The organism is Herbaspirillum sp. C7C2 (genome assembly GCF_022627865.1).
GTDB lineage: Bacteria > Pseudomonadota > Gammaproteobacteria > Burkholderiales > Burkholderiaceae_D > Herbaspirillum > Herbaspirillum frisingense.
The window spans coordinates 210,277-228,380 of the sequence record NZ_JABXGI010000006.1 but is presented as its reverse complement, the minus strand read 5'-3'; the positions used below and the strand labels follow the sequence as shown (position 1 = coordinate 228,380).

The window sequence follows — 18,104 nt, the reverse complement described above, 5'->3', positions numbered from 1 at the left end:
CTCTACATCAGCGACCATGCCTCGCCGGATTGCACCCAGGCCCGCTGGTCGCTGCAGGCCCAGTGTCGCGGTCCCGGGCCGCTGGACAACCATGTCGGCGTGATGGCCTTGTGCGACCTGCTGGCCACCCTGGTCATCGATGCCAGCGGCGCCGCCGGGCGCAAGCGGCTGGCGGCGGTGGAGCAGGAGCATGAGGAGCTGGGGGATTTCGAGTAATCCCCGGCTTGCCGGTTTGAAATATTGATTTCAGGGAATCTACCGGCTTGACTCCCTGTTTTCATGCAGGTGGCGCACTGGTACGGTGCGCGGTGACTGTCGAGGTATCTGCCGCTGCCCCGGCGGGGCGCACCCGATGGCACACCTGAAAGGGCGCCCCTAACGGGCGACCTGGCTTCCTATCTCTTCCGACATCCCCACTCCTGGCGGCTTTGCCGGCTACGCCGATGTTCCTGAAAGCTGGATTTCATACATTAAGCATTGCTGGCATGCAGATTGCTAATAGCCTGGCGTGAGTGAAATTTGAATTTCATAAAATACTATTTATTGAAATCAAACTTCCATTTGCGGGCATGCTGGACTACAGTATCCGAACGGTGACATGCAGTAGCCGTGGTTCCACAGCCTTGATTCGACCGCAGACCGAGCAGCATTCATTTGCCATCCCTACGCACGAGGAGCAGACCATGGCTGGACCCACACTTTCGTCGCCGGACATCCCGAATTCGCCGCGCGTAGCCGAGCTGGACGGCGCGCTGGACAAGATCGGCGTGACCCGTTCGCACCACACCATCATCTTCCTGATCCTGATTGGTTGCCTGTTCGACAGTTTCGAACAGAACGCCATCGGCCTGGTCGGTCCCCTGCTCAAGCAGCAGTGGGGGCTGTCCGCCACCGATATCGGCCTGCTCAATACCGTTACCTTCGCCAGCGCGGCCATCGGTCGCATCGTCTCCGGGCTGGTGGCGGACCGCTATGGCCGTCGTGTCATGCTGAGCCTGGATCTGCTGCTGTTCACGCTGGGTGCGGGCATCTGTGCGCTGGCACCGGACCTCACCGTCATGGCCATCGGTCGCGCCATCGTCGGCTTTGGCCTGGGTGGGGAGATCGCCATTGCGGTCACCATGCTGGCCGAGTTCTGCTCCAGCAAGTTCCGTGGTACGGCGGTGGGCCTGGTCAACGTCGGTGCCGGCGGCATGGGCAACTTCCTGGCGCCGGCCTTCGGCTTGCTGGTGTTCACCCTGTTCCCGGGCGAGAACAGCTGGCGCTGGCTGTTCTTCTGCCTGATGCTGCCGGCCCTGCTGGGTGCCTTCTACCGTCGCTACATCCCGGAGACCCCGCGCTTCCTGCTGTCGCGCCACAAGATCGCCGAAGCCAATCAGGTGCTGGCGCGCCTGGCCAGCGGCAAGCTGTCCGGCCCGGCGCCGCAGGGCCAGGCCTGGATCAGCGATGATGGCAAGCGCGAGCAGGCGGCACCGGTGAAGGTACGCTCGATGGAAATCTTCCAGGGGGCGCTGGCCCGCCGCACGCTGCCACTGTGCATTGCCATCTGGATGACCTACGGCGCGCAGATCTCGGTGTTGACGCTCATGCCGACCATCCTGGTGAGCCTGGGTTACACCATGTCCAAGAGCCTGTTGTTTACCATGGTGATGCAGAGCGGCAGCCTGCTGGGTGCAATTGCTGCCTCGGCCTTCGGCTTCCACCTGCCGCGCAAGCGCGTGCTGACGGCAGGTGCCATCGGCGCCTGCCTGGCGGCGCTGACCATCGGTTTCCTGGCCAAGAACATCGTACTGATCCTGGCGGCCGGTGCGGTATTCCAGTTCTTCGTGCTGTTGCTCAACACCACCATCTGGATCTTTGCGCCGGAACTCTATCCCACCCGGGTGCGCGCCTTCGGCACCGCCTTCATCCTGGCCACCGGCACCGCTGCCGGCGCCTTCATGCCGCTGGTGGCCGGACGCCTGTTCGACGCCTTTGGCCTGGCCGGCGTGTTCGGCATGATCGCGGCCATGTATGGCATCTTCACGCTGGCCGTGCGCACTGTTCCCGAAACCTATGGCAAGTCGCCCGATGCGCCGCTGCAGGACGACGCCCCCGAAGCGCCGGTGCAGGCGGTGGCGGCGCGTAGCTGATGCATTTTCCGTCGAGACTGGCATGCCGCATATCCTGCTGATCAACCCCAACGCTTCCCGTGCCACCACCGACATGATGGTGGCCATCGCCCGCGCCGAGCTGCCGGCCGCTTATGGCATCAGTGGCGTCAGTGCCGGGCAGGGGCCGGGGATGATCGTCAATGCCGACGAGCTGGCGGCGGCCGCGCCCGAGGTGGAACGCAACTGGCGCGAGGCCGGGTGGCATAGCGTGGGCGCGATCATCAGCGCCTTCGGTGATCCGGGTATCGAACGCCTGCGCGCGCTGGATGGACGCCCGGTGGCAGGCTTGTGCGAAGCCTCGATGCTGGAGGCCGCCCAGGGCGGTCGCCGTTTCGGCATCGCCACCGTTACGCCCGAACTGGCCGGGGTGATCGGCGAGAAGGCGGTGCAGGCCGGGGTAGGCGGACTCTATACCGGTATCCGCCTGACGGCGGGCGATCCGCGTGTGCTGGCGACCGATCCGCAGGCACTGGAAGAGGCCCTGGCCCAGGCCGTGCGCGAATGCGTGGAGATCGATGGCGCGCAGGCGGTGGTGATCGGCGGCGGCCCGCTGGGCCAGGCGGCCATTGCCCTGGCACGGCGATTCACGGTGCCGGTGATCGCACCCATCCCGGCGGCGGTGCGTCATCTGCTGAAGTCCTTGCAGGCGCTGGAAGCAGCAGCCTGAGCATCGCCTGCAAGCGGCTTACAGCATTGCCAGCGGTACCTTGCGGCGGGGCGGCGGGAAAGCGGCGTCCAGTTCCTTGAGTTCGGTCTCGTCCAGGGCCAACGCCAGGCAGGCGCGGTTGGCCTCGACGTGGGCGACGTCGGCCGCCTTGGGAATGGCGATCACGCCCGGTTGTCGCACTACCCAGGCCAGCGCCACCTGTGCCGGTGTCGCGCCGTGACGTTGCGCTACGGCGTGCAAGGCCGGGTTCTTCAGGATGCGGCCCTGTTCGATGGGCGAATAGGCCATGACGGCCATCCCGCTTTCCTGCGCCTGCGGCAGCAGATCGTATTCGATGCCGCGACGGGACAGGTTGTAGAGCACCTGGTTGCACAGGGTGTGCTCGCCCTCCGGTTCCTCCAGCAATTCCCCGATGTCGTCGGTATCCAGGTTGCTCACCCCCCAGCCACCGATCTTGCCTTGCGCCACCAGGGTCTGCATGCCTTCGATGGTGGCGGCCAGTGGATGGGAGCCGCGCCAGTGCAGCAGGTAGAGATCGATATGCTCGGTGCCCAGGCGCTTGAGGCTGGCTTCGCAGGCGGCGATGGTGCCGCGCTTGCTGGCGTTGTGCGGCAAGACCTTGCTGACCAGATAGACCTGTTCGCGCCGGCCGGCGATGGCCTGCGCCACGATGCGCTCGGCATTGCCGTCGGCGTACATCTCGGCCGTATCGATCAGGGTCAGGCCCAAGTCGATGCCGGCCTGCAGGGCGCGTACCTCGGTGGCGGCAGCGGCGCGGGATTCGCCCATGTTCCAGGTACCTTGTCCGAGAACGGGGACCTGCGCGCCATTGCGCAGCGTGATCAGCGGGATGGGCTTCATCTGTGGCTCCAGCAAGAGGGGGGGAAAGAGTGGATTAGAACCCATTTTCGCCATCGGTTCATCGCGCCGTGCCAATGGGGCTCATCCATGCCCGGCCGATAGCTGCTGATGCCGCCAGGCAATATGGCCGCATTGCGCCGATTGTGGCGGCGTCCAACTACTGGCATGATCGCAGCCAATCAAAAAGGGAATCCGGGGGAAAGTCCATGCTGCGTCGTTTGCGTACCGCCTTTGGCAAATACTGGGCGCGCTGGTTGCTGGCGCTGGTACTGACCGGCGTGGCGGGTGCGCAGGTCATGGGCATGCTGCCCAACCGCCTGGTGGAGCGACTGGACCTGTTCTTCTATGACTTGCGCATGCGGGTGGCCAAGCCCGATCTGGACCCGCGCATCGTCATCATCGACATCGACGAGAAAAGCATCGCCGAGATCGGCCGCTGGCCCTGGAGCCGGGACGTGGTGGCGCAACTGGTGCGGCAGATGACGCAGACTTACCAGGCGCAATCGGTGGGCTTTGACGTGGTGTTCGCCGAACCCGATACCAGCTCCGGTTATGGTCGCCTGGAACAGCTGGCGCAGGGACCGCTGAAGGATGTGCCGCAGCTGGCGCGACAGCTGCAGGTGCTCAAGCCGCAGATGGACTACGACGCCCGCCTGGCCGAGGCCCTGCAGGGACAACCGGTGGTGATGGGCTACAACCTCTCCAATGAGTCGGGTGCTATCGCCAAGGGGCAGTTGCCACCGCCGGCCTTCAGCGTGGCCGACCTGGGCGGTCGTGCACTGGATGTGACCCACTGGCAGGCGTACGGCGCAAACCTGCCGCAGCTGCAGGCAGCGGCCCGGGCGGGCGGCTTCTTCAATCCCATCCCGGATGACGACGGCCTGATCCGCGCCGTGCCGCTCATTGCGCAGGTGGGTGATCATTTCTACGAATCGCTGGCACTGGCGACCTCGCGCGTGGCGCTGGGTGGCAGGCGCATCAAGCCGGTCTTCCTGCAGCGCCAGGATGTGCTGTTCGAGGGGCAGTTGCGCGACTATGGCGCGCTGGCCGGCATAGCTGTGGAAGCCAGGCCGCAGCCCCTGTTCATCCCCGTGGAGCGGCACCTGACCACACTGGTCACCTATCGCGGCGCCGGTGGGCCCAAGGGCGGCGCCTTCCGCTACGTGCCGGCGGTGGACGTGATCCGTGGCACCTATCCGCATGACCAGCTGGATGGCCGCATCATGCTGGTCGGCACCACCGTGCCGGGCTTGAACGACCTGCGGGCCACGCCGGTCAACCCGGTCTATCCGGGGGTGGAAATCCATGCCAACCTGATCGCCTCCATCATCGATGATGATTTCAAGGCCCGGCCCGATTTCGCGCAGGGTTACGATGCCCTGCAGGTGCTGCTGGTGGGCTTGCTGCTGGGTCTGCTGTTGCCGATGCTGGGTCCGCTGGCATCGATGCTGCTCACCGTGGGGGCAGCGGCTGCCCTGGGCGGGCTCAACTTCTGGCTCTACGACAGTGCCGGCATGGTGTTGCCACTGGCCACCGCGCTGCTGCTGGTGGCCATGCTGTTTATCTCCAACCTGGCCTGGGGCTACCTGTTCGAGTATCGCAACCGCAAGGCCATCGTCAACCTGTTCGGTGAATATGTGGCGCCGGAGCTGGTGGCCGAAATGGCTGCCAATCCGGAAAGCTACAACATGGAGGGCGAGATCCGCGAGCTGACCGTGATGTTTTCCGACGTGCGCGGTTTCACCACCATCTCCGAGAGCCTGCAGCCCAATGAGCTGCGCGAATACATCAACGTCTATCTCACGGCGATGTCGGAAGACATCCGCGGCAATCGCGGCACCCTGGACAAGTACATCGGCGACGCCGTCATGGCCTTCTGGGGCGCGCCGCTGGAACTGCCCGACCACGCCGCCCGGGCGGTCGCCACGGCGCTGAAGATGCAGCAGACCACGCTGCTGCTCAACGAGGAATTCATCCGTCGCAACTGGCCGCCGCTGAAGATCGGTATCGGTCTCAACAGCGGGCAGATGCGCGTGGGCGACATGGGCTCGAAGATCCGCAAGGCGTATACGGTCATGGGGGACGCGGTAAACCTGTCCTCGCGGCTGGAATCGATCACCAAGGTCTATGGCGTGGGCGTGCTGGTGGGCCAGGCCACGCGCCAGGCGGCGCCGCAGTTCGCCTATCGCGAGCTGGACCGGGTGCGGGTCAAGGGCAAGAACGAGCCGGTACCGATCTATGAACCGCTGGCACTCGAAAACGAACTCGACGCCGTCCTGCGCGCCGAGGTCGAACGCTGGCATGCGGCACTGGCGCTGGTGCGCGCCCAACGCTGGGACGAGGCCGAGGCCGCCTTGCTGGCCCTGCAGCAGGAGCAGCCGCGTGGTCTGTACACGCTCTACCTGGAGCGCATCGCCCACTATCGTGTCACGCCGCCGGCAGCAGACTGGGATGGCGTGACCACCTTCGAGACCAAATAGACGCGCCTGAAGGACGACGACATCCGGGTCGACCATCGCATCCTGGCGGTCGTTGTCGGGTGGGGTGCGAACCCGATTTGACGGTGCAATGGACAGTTGCTCTCACCCCCTGAGGCGGCTTGAAATTCTTTACATCTGGCCGGGGAAATTCATTTCCTTGTGGAAATTTGTTTCGGCTAAAAGTGGCGCAAACGCCCACTGGAGGCGGTTAAACGACGATTATTGTCGACTCGGTCAGGACTAGTCAGTATACTTTACAAGCATCAATAAGCGGTGCCGCCTGGAAAGGCGGCAGCGTATCCGGCAGCGATCCATCCCTCCCGCAAGAAGGGGAACATCGGTGTCCGGATGATTCTGCTTCAGGGGTTCCTTCTCGTATTCGTATTTCGCTGTGGGGCGTCATCGCCGTGGACGGGGCATCGTCGTGTCGTCCACTAGCGAGTGCCTGCGCGCCTGCACCATTGATCGGGGTGATCGGTGGTGTAAGGACATGGCGGGAGGGAGCAGGGGGTGCGTCGCGCGGGCGACGCACATCGCAAACAAGAAAACAGGGAGAGCCTTGCCGCAGGCATGGCTGTTGAGACGATGAAACGATGCTTGCCGCATTATGTAATGGGGATGGCGCTGCTGGGCGTAGCCGCGGGTACCATGGCGCAAACGGCCACACCCGCGCCGGGTGCTGCCATGTCGGCGCCCAGGGATGAACGCTTCGATATCCGCCGCTATGACGTGCAAGGCAACAGCCTCTTGTCGCAGTCCCGCATCGATGCCGTCGTGGCGCCTTTCACCGGCCCGGGCCGGGTCTACGGCGATATCCAGCAAGCCCTGGAGGCACTGGAAAACGCCTACCGCAGTGCCGGTTACAGCGCCGTCCAGGTCAGCGTGCCGGAACAGGAACTGACCGGCGGCGTGGTACGCCTGCAGGTGGTCGAGGCGGTCATCGGCAAGGTGGTGGTGAGTGACAACCGTTATTTCAGCGAACAGAACATCCGCGCCAGCATTCCCGACCTGCGCGAGGGCAGCGCCCCCAACCTGCGCCGCATTTCGGAATCGGTGCAACTGGCCAACGACAATCCGGGCAAGCAGATCAACGTCAACCTGACGGCTTCCGAGACCAGCAACCAGATCGATGCCGCCGTCGGCGTCAAGGATGAGAACCCGCTGCGCCTGTTGCTCAACGTCGATAACACCGGCAGCGGCGATACCGGCCGCTGGCGTACCGGCGTGGCCCTGCAGCACTCCAACCTGTTCAATCGCGATCATGTGGCCACGGTGGCCTACACCACCTCGCCGGACTCGCCCTCGGGCGCCAAGGTGGACCTGTATTCGCTGGGTTATCGGGTGCCGCTGTATGCGCTGGGTGACAGCCTGGATTTCATCTACGGTAAATCCAATGTCAGCTCGGGTCAGACGCTGGCGCTCAATTCCACCCTCAACATCACCGGCCGTGGCGAAGTCTATGCACTGCGCTGGAACCACTTCTTTGCCCGCAGCGGGGAGTGGAGCAGCAAGCTGGTCTTCGGGGCGGACTACAAGAAGGTCGAGTCGTCCTGCGCCATCGCCGGCGGCCTGCTCAATGGCGCCAACATCAACACCTGCGTGCCTTACTCCACCCTGCCGCTGTCGGTCAGCTACAGCGCGCAGCGCCAGAGCGTGGGCCAGATCATCGACTACAACCTGGGCATCGCCCGCAACCTGGCTACCGGCCAGGCACGGCGCAACGATAGCCTGAATGTGACGGACCGCTATTCGCTCTTCACCGGCTCGCGCCGGTCGATGGACAATTTCATCGCCATCCGTGGCGGCGCGTCCTGGTTCAAGGGCTTCGAGAACGACTGGCAGGTGCGCCTGGCCAGCGCCCTGCAGATTTCACCGCACGCCCTGCCGCCAGTGGAGCAGTTCGGCATGGCGGGTGCCAATACCGTGCGCGGCTTTACCGAACGTGCGGTGGCCGCCGACAGTGGCGTGGTCCTCAACAGCGAAGTCTATACGCCCGACCTGCTGGCCAAGCAGGAGGTGCGCGGGAACATGCGCCTGCTGGCCTTCTTCGATGCCGGCCGGGGTGCCAATAACAACGTGACGTCCGCTTCCACGCTGCCTTCCACCGTGACGCTGGCCAGCTTCGGTGCCGGCGTCCGTTACACCCTGGGCCGTGATTTCAGCCTGCGCCTGGACGTGGCGCGCGTACTGCTCAATGGCAATTCGGTGACCGAACAACGCGGCGATCTCAACGCCCATCTGAGCGCAATCCTGGGGTTCTGACATGACTTCGACATCCACCTCCGCTTCTGCTTCCACGCAACGCCCGGTCCAGCCGGCCATCGAATTGCTGCCGCCGTCGATCACGGTGCGGGTGGGCAGGCGCAAGCTGACGCTGTCCTGGCGCCCCAGCAAGCCGCTGCCGCAATTGCTGTCGCGCCTGCTGCGCCGCTCCTGGCAGCGTCTGCTGGCGCCAGGGTTGCGCATCTCGCTGGCGGCGGCCGCCGTCTGCGGTGCGTGGCAGGCACCGGTACTGGCGGCGGCGCCCGCGCCGGGGACCTTGCCCAACGGCTGGAGCGTGGTCAATGGCAATGTCACCTTCACCCAGAACGGCAACACGCTCAACATCAACCAGCTCTCGCCGCAGGCCATCGCCAAGTTCGCCTCCTTCAGCATCGGCGCCGATGCAGCGGTCAACGTGAACCAGCCCAATGCAGCGGCAGCACTGCTGGCCAAGGTGACCGGCGCGGATATCTCGCAGATCTACGGCAAGCTGTCCGCCACCGGCACCGTGGTGTTATACAACCCCAACGGCGTGGTGATCGGCCCCAGCGGTACCATCGATGCGGCGCGTTTCATCGCCACCTCGCTGGCCATCAGCGACAGTGATTTCCTGGCCGGCAAGCTCAACTTCGCCAAAGAGGGTACGGCCGGTCTGGTGGACAACCAGGGCAAGATCGAATCGGCCACCGGTGGCAGCGTCTACCTGATCGGCAGCAGCGTCTCCAACAGCGGCATCATCAAGAGCCCGCAGGGCGAGGTGATCCTGGCCGCCGGCCAGACCGTGACCCTGGCCGATACCGCTACGCCGGGCGTGACGGTCAACGTCACCGGTAGCGCCGGCAACGTCACCAACCTGGGCAGTATCACCGCCGAAGCCGGGCGCATCGGCGTGGCTGCGGGCCTGATCACCAACAGCGGCGTCATCAGCGCCTCCAGCGTGGTGCGCGAAGGTGGTCGCATCTTCCTGCGCGCCTCGCAGGATCTCACCACCACCGCCAGTTCCAGCATCACCGCCGATGGCACCAAGGGCGGTAACGTCACGCTGTTCGCCAGCAACAAGGCCTTCATCGATGGCGATGTCTCGGCCACCGGCGCGCCGGGGCAGGGCGGTTTCGTCGACACATCGGGCCTGAAGCAACTGGACGTGGTGAAGGTGCCCACGGTCGGTTCGGGCGGCACCTGGCTGATCGATCCATATGACCTGGAGGTGGTGGCCAATGGCACCCTGACCGGCAGTGGTGGCAGCTGTGGCACCTCCTATGCCGTGTATTCCGGTGAAGACGGCTCGCAGATCAGTGCCAGTACCATCAGCAACCAGCTCAACAACGGCACCAGCGTGCGCCTGAGGACAGGCACGGATGGCGGCGACCAGGCCGGCAACATCACCGTCAGCGCCGCCATCGAAAAGACCAGTGATTACGATGCGACGTTGACGCTGCAGGCGGCCAACAACATCACCATCAACGCCAACATCACCAGCACGGCGGGCAAGCTGGACCTGAACCTCGAAAGCGGCTACCAGGAAGTGCAGACGGACAGTTTCAGGGTGGCGGTGGTCAGTTCCAGTCACCAGACGACCATCGGCAATAACGCGCGCGTCGTGCTCAACGGTGGCACGATGGACGTCAAGGATGGCTCCAGCAAAGGGAATCTGCTCATCAGCAATGGCACGGTCGATCTCGGTACGGGAGGGTTGTTGACTGCCGCTGCCCTGGAGCTGGGGAGTGCCGGCGTGTTGACGATGAGAGGCAGCCAGCTCAACGTCGATTCGGTGAACAACAACGGTACCGTGAACCTGCTCAGCGGGGGGAGCAACAACCTGGTCGTGGGCAGCGGCGGCATCAGCAACAATGGCACCATCAACGTCAATTCCAGCGGTTCGATCACCTCCAGCGGCGATGTGGTCAACAATGCCAACGGCAAGATACTGCTCAATGCATCCGGTACCACCCTCAATACCTCGGGCAATGCCACCTGGACCAACAATGGCACGCTCAACATCAGCGGCGTGAACCAGAACCTGAGCCTGGATGGTTCCAACGGACTGGTCAACAATGGCCAGATGAACCTGGGCAACCAGACCTCCATCGTCAGCGCCAGCAATAGCGTGACCAACAACGGCACGCTGACCATGGCCGGCGCCACGATCAGCGTCAAGCAGATCACCAATGCGGCCAACGGCACCATTTCCGGAAACGGCACGCTCACCGCCAGTGGTTCGGTCATCAACAACGGTACCCTGGCGCCGGGTGGCGATGGCACGGTGGGCAGCCTCACCATCAGTGCCAACAGTTTCACGCAGAATGCGGCCGGCAGAATGCTGGTCGACATCGCCGGCCCAAGCAGCTATGACCGCATCACCCTCAACACCAGCTCGGTCAACCTGGACGGTACCCTCAAGACACGACTGCTCGGCAACTATGTTCCGACGAGCAACGCCAGCTTTGATGTCTTCGATTTCGGTTTCAGCGAATCCGGCGTCGGGGACAGCTATTTCCGCTACGTGACTGGCGATGTGGTCAAAGTCGGTAGCGACGAGAAGATGATCAAGGCGGTCTATGGTGACGGCGGCTCGCTCAGCCTGCAGTTCAGGGGCGCCGAGACCTTCTACGCGGCTAACAGCGAGGGTGGTTGGGGTAGCCGCTACAGCTGGGCCGACAGCCAGGGGGAGAGCACCAGCGACACCTATCTTCCGACCCAGATCGATACCGTGATCATCGCGGCCAGCACCAGCCTGCGGCATGACAGCGGGGATGACGTGATCGGCAGCCTGCAGATCGCCCAGGGCGGCCAGCTGTATCAGCAGAGCGGCAACCTGACGGTCCGCAACAGTGCCAGCATCCAGGGGACGGCCAACGTCAGTGTCGGCAGTTCGGCGGCTGCCAATGCCACGACGGCCCTGATTCTCAATGGCACCACCAGCGGCAATGGCACCCTCAACATCGGCGGTACTGACATGATCGAGGGGGAGACCACGCTCCTGAAGGGCAGCGTGACCATCGCCAATGCCTCGCAGTCCGGCATGACGGTCAATCTGACCGCCGGTAACCTGACACTGGGTGGCGATGTCCGCCTGTCCAACCTGACCGTCTCCAACGGCACCGTGACCGGCAATACCGGCTCGCGCCTGGTGGTGGCCGAAGGCTTTACCCAGACCGGTGGCAATCTGACCCTGGCCGACGCAGCGCTGTCGCAGGCCAGCGGCGCTCTGGCCGTGGGCAATATCACCGCCAACAATCTGGTACTGGAAGCGCAGAGCGGCAACGTCAGCCAGAACAGCGGTACTTCGCTGCGGGTGACGCGGCAGTTGATCGCGGCGGCCACCACCGGCATCAAACTCAGCAATTCGGGTAACCAGGTGGCGGGCTTCGCGGCCAACAACAACGGCACGGGTGACATCAGCCTCACCAATTCGCTCAATACCAGCGACGCCAGCGTGGTCAGCATCAATGGCGTGAACACCACGCGCGGCAATATCAGCATCGACAATACGGGCGGTGCGCAGACCACGGCCATCGGCAGCAGTGCCGATTTCCTCGGCAGTCTGCCCACCAGCGCCAATGGCACGGTCACCAGCGCGGCCAGCAAGCTGTCGCTGCTGGGCATCAACACCACCGGCCAGGTCAAGAGTTCCAACGGATCCGTGAGCCTGGTCACGCATAGCCCGCTGACCATCGGTTCGGGCGGGGTGAGCGCCACCGGCAGTATCACGCTGACTGCCGGGGCCTCGTCGGGCAGCAACGACACGCTGACCGTCAATGGCGTGCTGGTCTCCACCGGCGGCAACATCACGCTCTCGGCCGGCGATTCGATGACCATCAATGCCAACATCTCCACCTCGCCGCCGGGCGTGGCGCTGCTGTCAGTGGATTCCGGCGCGGTGATCGGCTACGCGCAAGGGGTGACCATCACCGACGCCAACGGTACCCGTACGCCGGTGGCGGCCAGCAGTAGCAGCACCAGTAGCAGCTCGGCCAACAGCCAGACCGCGCAGGCAGTGCAGCAGCAGCAGAACCAGCAGAGCCAGAACCTGCAGGCTACGCTGAACAATGCGCAGCTGTCGGATTCGGCGGCCTACCATACCGGCGATGTCCTGCAGCAGAACAATGCCAGCGGCCAGACCGTGGGCGGCACCGCCGACAATTTCGGCGATGAGGGTGGCGATCGCAAGCAGGTCAAGAAACCGCTGCCGATGTGCACCTGATGAACCGGATCAAATCACGCCTATGAACTCCTTCAAGAAAAACCTGCCGGGACTGGTCCGGCAACAAGTGGCCGCGCAACTGCTGGCGTTGGGCCTGGCGCTGTGGCTGCTGGTCGTGGCCGCCCCGGCTCATGCGCAGGCGCAGCCGGTGGTCGGCCAGGTGACCCACCTGTCGGGCGTGCTCACGGCGCGTCATGCCGATGGTTCGCGCGTGGTACTGGCCGTGAAATCGGCCATCCTGCAGGGCGATACCCTGATCACCGAGCGGGAGACCTATACCCGCGTCAAGTTCCTGGACAATGCCGAGATCGTCCTGCGTCCGGGGACCGAAGTGGCGGTCAACAAATACATCTACGACGAGAAAGAACCGAAGAACGACTCGGTGGCCATCGGCCTGGTCAAGGGTGGCCTGCGTGCCGTGACCGGACTGGTCGGCAAGCGTAATCACGAAGCCGTCAACTTCGATACGCCCACGGCCACCATCGGCATTCGCGGCACCCACTTCGGCGCGCTGTACTGCCAGAACGATTGCGGTGGCGTGCCGACGCCCAGCGGCCAGCCGCCAGACAACGGTCTGCACGTGGATGTGGTGAGCGGTGCCATCGTGGTCAGCAACCCCGGCGGTTCGCAGGTCTTCAGTGCCGGCCAGTTCGGTTTCGTGCAGTCGAGGATCGTGCCGCCGGTGATCGTGCCGCAGTCGCAGGGCGTGCAGGTGACCATGCCACCGGCCATCAGCAGCAACGGCAACAATGGTACGCAGAAGATTGGTGCGGCCAAGCTGGATGCCTGTGTAGTGCAGTGATGCATTCGCTGCAGCAAGCCTGAAAAAAGGGCGCCGACACTTGTGTGCGGCGCCCTTTTTGTTGAAGCCGGCCGGCTTCAGAAGTCGAGCACGGTCCCGGTGGCCAGCATGCGCGGACGGTGCATGCCGGTGCCGGCGGCAATCTCGCTGGCAATTTCCTGCAGTTGGCCGGGTTTGGCGTGGGTGACCAGTACCTCGGGCGTGCTCTGCAGATGTTGCAGCTCCTGCAGCAGCAGGCTGGGGCAAAGGTGTTTGGAGAGCAGCGCCAGTTCGCGATCGCGGTTGGCGAAGGCGGCTTCGATGATCAGGTAGCGCAGGGCGTCGATGCGGTTGAGCGCTTCCCACAGCGCCGGGCAGATGGAGGTATCGCCACTGAAGGCGAGCGAGGCGCCGCTGTGTTCGTTGCGCAGGTGGTAGCCCACCGCCGGCACGGTGTGCGTGGCGGGCAACGGGGTGATACTGCGCTGTCCGATGCGGACGGCCTGGCCTTGCTCGACGGTGGCAAAGCGCAGGAAGGGTTGCTCGGCATTCGGGATGACGCTGAAGTCGGGCCAGATGTGCCAGTTGAAGATGTGCTTGCGGATGATCTCCAGGGTCTGCGCCGTGGCGTGCATGGTCAGCGGGGCGCTGCGCATGTCGCCGACGCTGTCGATCATTAGCGGCAGGCAGGCAATGTGATCCAGATGGGCGTGGGTGATGAAGACGTGGTCGATGGCGGCCAGTCGCTGCAGCGACAGGTCGCCCACGCCGGTGCCGGCGTCGATCAGGATATCGTCATCAATGAGCAGGGAGGTGGTGCGCATGCCATTGCCACCGATGCCTCCACTGCAGCCGAGAATTTCTACACGCATCGTCGTTGCCGCTTTCAGGGTGTTAAGGTCCCTGCAAGATCATGGAAGCTCCTCAGGGATGCGCGTTGCAGTCCGGAAACCCCCGCCGGGACTGGCTTTGCGGAAAGTGTGGCAAGTTATGCAACAGATTGTGATGGTAAGGGATTCGGCGCTGTAGTGCAATCAGGATATCCCTGAGCTCAGCAGTTGCGGCGCGGCAGTGGGAAATGCGCCGCACGCCCCCGGCGCGGCGTTGACAAGCGTAGAATTGGCGCCCAAATCCCCCCAAGTTCGCTGCAAGACGGCGTGCGCCGTCGTTCTAGAATCGCCATGATGCCCGAAAAGCATCTGAAGAAAACGCGGGTTTGCCGGCCGGCAATCACCGGGTCATGTCCATACGCCAACGCATCAGGGAGCAGCATGTCGCCAGCAGTCCATCCAGCAGCCCGAGCCTGCCACCACGGCCCGTGCCACCACTGCCGCGCTGGGGAGATGGCAGCATGAATATCCACGACCTCAGTCCCAGTGCCGGCCAGCATCGCGACATCGCGCACCGGCTGGAGCGGCTCACCGAATTGTGCCGCGAGCTGGGCAGCAATCGCGATATCCCACTGTTGCTTGAACGCATCCTGCTGACCGCGCGCGATATCACCCGCGCCGACGGCGGCACCCTCTACCGCACGACAGAAAATGGCGACGCGCTGAGCTTCTACATCTCGGTCAACCAGACCCTCAAGATGCACCAGGGTGGCAGCAGCGGTCAGCCGATCTCGATTCCCGATATCGCCCTGACGCTGCCGGACGGCCAGCCCAACCTGGCGGCGGTGGCGGCCTATTCCGCCAATACCCGCAATTCGGTCAACATCCCGGACGTCTACCAGGCCAGTGGCTTCAACTTCAACGGCATGCGCCTGTTCGACGAGAAGTATGGCTATCAGTCCAAGTCCATCCTGACGGTGCCGATGCAGGACCACGAGGGCGAACTGGTGGGCGTGTTGCAGCTCATCAATGCCATCGATGCCGACAGTGGTGAGCCGATCCCCTTCTCCGAGACCGACCAGCGTTTCATCGAGGCGCTGGCGTCGCAGGCGGCCATGGCGATGACCAACCAGCAATTGATCGGTCGCCTGGAAAACCTGTTCGAAAGCCTGATCAAGCTGATCAACATCGGCATCGGCGAAAAATCCCCGCATACCGGCCGCCATTGCGAGCAGGTGCCACAGCTGGCGATGATGCTGGCCGAGGCGGCCCACAATGCCACCGAAGGCCCGCTGGCTGATTTCCGCATGACCGATGCCGACCGTCGCGAGCTGTGGCTGGCGGCACTGTTGCACGATTGCGGCAAGATCGGCTCGCCCAGCCATATCGTCGAGAAGGCCACCAAGCTGGAGACCATCTTCGACCGTATCCACCTGATCGATACCCGTTTCGAGGTCCTGAAGCGCGATGCCGAAATCCGCATGTTGCAGGAAAAGCTGGCGCTGGGCGCGGACCTGAGCGCGGACAAGTCGGCTGCGCTGGAAGCCGCCCTGCAGGCCGACGTGATGCAGATGGATGAGGAGCGGGCCTTCCTGCGCAAGATCAACTATGGCAACGAAGGCATGCGCGCCGAAGACCAGCAGCGCGTGCTGGATATCGCCGAGCGGACCTGGCGCGGCCCGGATGGCCAGCTGCGCAAGCTGCTCGACGACGAAGAGGCCGGCAATCTGCGCATCCGCGCCGGGACGCTCAACGATGCCGAGCGCGCCATCATCAACAACCACATCGTCATCACCATCCGCATGCTGGAGTCGCTGCCCTGGCCCAAGCAGCTCTCGCGGGTCACCGAATTTGCCGGCGGCCACCACGAGCGCATGGATGGCAAGGGCTACCCCAAGGGACTGACGCGGGACCAGATGTCGGTACAGGCGCGCATCATGGCGGTGGCCGACATCTTCGAGGCCGTCACCGCCGCTGACCGTCCCTACAAGCGCGGCAATACCCTCAACGAGGCGGTGGAAATCCTGGCCGGCTTCAAGGCGCGCGACCATATCGACCCGGACCTGTTCGACCTCTTCGTGCGGGAACGCATCTATGAAAAGTATGCCGAGCAGTTCATGCATCCCAGCCAGATCGACGAAGTCGACCTGTCGCGCATTCCCGGTCACGGCGGCTGAGAGCCGACATCCGGGTCAAGCTGGGTTATGCTCACGGCTGCATAAAGTCACCCGTCATTGAAGACGAGCCCGCCGCATGCGGGCTCGCATCGAGGAAAAGCACCACGTGTCCCAGGCAGTAACCCGATCTTCCGCTCCCGTCAGCCCGCCCGCCAGTTTCCTGCGCCGTCATTGGCGCGGCGATTATTCGCTCGGCCGTTCCTACTGGCTGCATACCGTCCTGCTGACCTCGCTGGTGCCGGCGCTGGCCATCTCGGTCCTGGCGCGCCTGACCAATGACATGCCGGCACGCTATGGCATGGCCGGCGTGCTGGGGATCGCCGCCTTCAGCTACCTGGCCTGGACCTGGGGCGTCTGCGGCTGCTGGCGTTCGGCCAGCAAGCACGTGGCGCGGGGCGGACGCCGCTGGGCCGAGGTGGTGGTCAAGTTCCTCATCATCTGTGGTGCCATCAGCATGGCCACCAGTACCTGGCGCGCCGCGCCCTCCTTGCGCGAGCAGTTCGAGATCGCCCTGGGCAAGCAGTTGGGGCCGCCGGTGGTCTATCAGTTGAGAGTGGACGGCAAGTCGCTGCTGCTTCAGGGCGGCATGAACGATGGCGCGGCCGATGGCCTGGAACGCCTGCTGCAACAGCATCCTTCGGTGCAGACCGTGGTGCTGTATTCGGCCGGCGGCTGGGTGCGCGAGGGCAAGCTGGTGGGCGAGGTGATCCGTCGCCACCGGCTCAACACCTATGTGGAGCAGGAGTGTTCCTCTTCCTGCACGCTGGCCTTCCTGGCCGGCCGCGACCGCGCCATGGACCCGCGTGCGCATATCGGTTTTCATACGCTCTACACGGTGGGTGGTGACGACCGCATCAACAAGAGCTTCGACCGCAAGCTGACCTTCGACACCTACGGCAAGCTGGGTCTGCCGCACGATTTCATCGAACACATTGCCGATACCCCGGCCGCCCGCAGCTGGTATCCGGAGCTGGGCCAGTTGCTGCAGGCCGGTGTCCTGACACGGCTGGCGCCAGGGGGCGAGACCGCCCAGATCGCCACCATCGCCAGCTCACGCGACATCCTGGAAGCCGAGTTCAAGAAGGGCGCGCTGTTCGACATCATGGCGCGCTACCATCCTGCCGACTTTGCCCACACCATCGACCTGGCCTGGGCCAAGGTCCAGGCGCATGCGTCGGACGCCGACATCCTGGCGGTCGGCCGCGAGCAGGTCGGCCTGTTGAGCCGCCGCCTGCTGCCGATCGCTTCCGACGAATCCCTGGCCGAGTTCCAGCAGCTGCTGCTGGATGAAGCGGTCGCCCTGCGTGGCATCAGCACGGCGGCCTGCACCGAACTGATCTATCCACGCTCGCGCGCGGACGCCGCCGCCGGCCGCGAGGCACCGCAGGCCGTGCTGCCGCAGGAATTCGCCAACCGCGAGCAGCAGATGACCCAGCGCCTGTTGCGCGATGCCGATCCGGCCAATGCCGGTCGCTACACCCTGGCCGAGCGCACCCGCGTCTTCCGCAAGGCGCTGGCGCCGCTGACGCAGGAACAGTTGAAGCTGCTGTCCTCGGCGCTGCGTCGCCAAGCCGATCCGGATGCCACCTGTGATGCCTCCATCGCCTACCTGCGTGCAGTCAACCAGCTGCCACCGGAAGAGCGCAGGGTGGCGCTGCGGGTCCTGTATTCGCGCAACTGAGGCTGGCC

General features: G+C 64.3%; 10 protein-coding genes and 1 pseudogene. 9 read left to right on the top strand and 2 right to left on the bottom strand.

Features of this window, described 5'->3' with window-relative positions; all coding sequences use genetic code 11:
* From HWE04_RS11930 to HWE04_RS11920, 3 genes and pseudogenes are all read left to right on the top strand, one after another.
* Nucleotides 1-216, top strand: a pseudogene (locus HWE04_RS11930) (MurR/RpiR family transcriptional regulator); the annotation flags it as partial.
* 467 nt (nt 217-683) lie between these two features.
* Nucleotides 684-2,132 carry an MFS transporter gene (locus HWE04_RS11925; protein WP_077235829.1) on the top strand — a complete coding sequence of 483 codons (1,449 nt, stop codon included), beginning with the start codon at nt 684-686 and terminating at the stop codon, nt 2,130-2,132.
* Between the two features lie 22 nt (nt 2,133-2,154).
* Nucleotides 2,155-2,820, top strand: coding sequence for an aspartate/glutamate racemase family protein (locus HWE04_RS11920; protein WP_241812529.1), 666 nt, complete (start codon nt 2,155-2,157; stop codon nt 2,818-2,820).
* A gap of 18 nt (nt 2,821-2,838) precedes the next feature.
* Here HWE04_RS11920 and HWE04_RS11915 read toward each other — a convergent pair whose 3' ends face one another.
* Nucleotides 2,839-3,681 carry an aldo/keto reductase gene (locus HWE04_RS11915; protein ID WP_241812528.1) on the bottom strand — a complete coding sequence of 281 codons (843 nt, stop codon included), beginning with the start codon at nt 3,679-3,681 and terminating at the stop codon, nt 2,839-2,841.
* A 206-nt stretch (nt 3,682-3,887) separates the two neighbouring features.
* On the opposite strand from HWE04_RS11915, the gene HWE04_RS11910 reads away from it, so the two are divergent.
* The 4 genes from HWE04_RS11910 to HWE04_RS11895 all read left to right on the top strand — a co-directional run bounded on the left by HWE04_RS11910 (nt 3,888) and on the right by HWE04_RS11895 (nt 13,429).
* Nucleotides 3,888-6,161 carry a CHASE2 domain-containing protein gene (locus tag HWE04_RS11910; RefSeq protein WP_241812527.1) on the top strand — a complete coding sequence of 758 codons (2,274 nt, stop codon included), beginning with the start codon at nt 3,888-3,890 and terminating at the stop codon, nt 6,159-6,161.
* Between the two features lie 612 nt (nt 6,162-6,773).
* A complete protein-coding gene (locus HWE04_RS11905; protein WP_446719228.1) occupies nt 6,774-8,423 on the top strand; it encodes a ShlB/FhaC/HecB family hemolysin secretion/activation protein in 1,650 nt (549 codons plus the stop codon).
* A 1-nt stretch (nt 8,424) separates the two neighbouring features.
* The gene (locus HWE04_RS11900; RefSeq protein ID WP_241812525.1) at nt 8,425-12,627 is read left to right on the top strand and encodes a beta strand repeat-containing protein; all 4,203 of its coding nucleotides are present in this window, start codon (nt 8,425-8,427) and stop codon (nt 12,625-12,627) included.
* 22 nt (nt 12,628-12,649) lie between these two features.
* Nucleotides 12,650-13,429 (top strand): FecR family protein, encoded by a 780-nt coding sequence (locus HWE04_RS11895; RefSeq protein ID WP_241812524.1) that lies wholly within the window; start codon nt 12,650-12,652, stop codon nt 13,427-13,429.
* A 77-nt stretch (nt 13,430-13,506) separates the two neighbouring features.
* On the opposite strand, the gene HWE04_RS11890 is transcribed toward HWE04_RS11895, so the two are convergent.
* On the bottom strand, nt 13,507-14,280 hold the full coding sequence (locus tag HWE04_RS11890) for a 3',5'-cyclic-nucleotide phosphodiesterase (RefSeq protein WP_241812523.1): 774 nt from the start codon (nt 14,278-14,280) through the stop codon (nt 13,507-13,509).
* A 479-nt stretch (nt 14,281-14,759) separates the two neighbouring features.
* Here HWE04_RS11890 and HWE04_RS11885 point away from each other — a divergent pair, with 479 nt between their 5' ends.
* Both HWE04_RS11885 and HWE04_RS11880 read left to right on the top strand, forming a co-directional pair.
* Nucleotides 14,760-16,415 (top strand): HD family phosphohydrolase, encoded by a 1,656-nt coding sequence (locus HWE04_RS11885; RefSeq protein ID WP_006464065.1) that lies wholly within the window; start codon nt 14,760-14,762, stop codon nt 16,413-16,415.
* Nucleotides 16,416-16,491: 76 nt separating this feature from the next.
* Nucleotides 16,492-18,096, top strand: coding sequence for a COG3904 family protein (locus tag HWE04_RS11880; RefSeq protein ID WP_274620111.1), 1,605 nt, complete (start codon nt 16,492-16,494; stop codon nt 18,094-18,096).
* Nucleotides 18,097-18,104 lie beyond the last annotated feature (8 nt).

Excerpts from the sequence above, each read along its gene's own strand:
- HWE04_RS11905 (WP_446719228.1), top strand. The coding sequence starts at position 6,774 with ATGGGGATGGCGCTGCTGGGCGTAGCCGCGGGTACCATGGCGCAAACG.
- HWE04_RS11900 (WP_241812525.1), top strand. The coding sequence starts at position 8,425 with ATGACTTCGACATCCACCTCCGCTTCTGCTTCCACGCAACGCCCGGTC.
- HWE04_RS11915 (WP_241812528.1), bottom strand. The coding sequence starts at position 3,681 with ATGAAGCCCATCCCGCTGATCACGCTGCGCAATGGCGCGCAGGTCCCC.
- HWE04_RS11910 (WP_241812527.1), top strand. The coding sequence starts at position 3,888 with ATGCTGCGTCGTTTGCGTACCGCCTTTGGCAAATACTGGGCGCGCTGG.
- HWE04_RS11880 (WP_274620111.1), top strand. The coding sequence starts at position 16,492 with ATGCGGGCTCGCATCGAGGAAAAGCACCACGTGTCCCAGGCAGTAACC.
- HWE04_RS11925 (WP_077235829.1), top strand. The coding sequence starts at position 684 with ATGGCTGGACCCACACTTTCGTCGCCGGACATCCCGAATTCGCCGCGC.
- HWE04_RS11895 (WP_241812524.1), top strand. The coding sequence starts at position 12,650 with ATGAACTCCTTCAAGAAAAACCTGCCGGGACTGGTCCGGCAACAAGTG.
- HWE04_RS11885 (WP_006464065.1), top strand. The coding sequence starts at position 14,760 with ATGAATATCCACGACCTCAGTCCCAGTGCCGGCCAGCATCGCGACATC.
- HWE04_RS11890 (WP_241812523.1), bottom strand. The coding sequence starts at position 14,280 with ATGCGTGTAGAAATTCTCGGCTGCAGTGGAGGCATCGGTGGCAATGGC.
- HWE04_RS11920 (WP_241812529.1), top strand. The coding sequence starts at position 2,155 with ATGCCGCATATCCTGCTGATCAACCCCAACGCTTCCCGTGCCACCACC.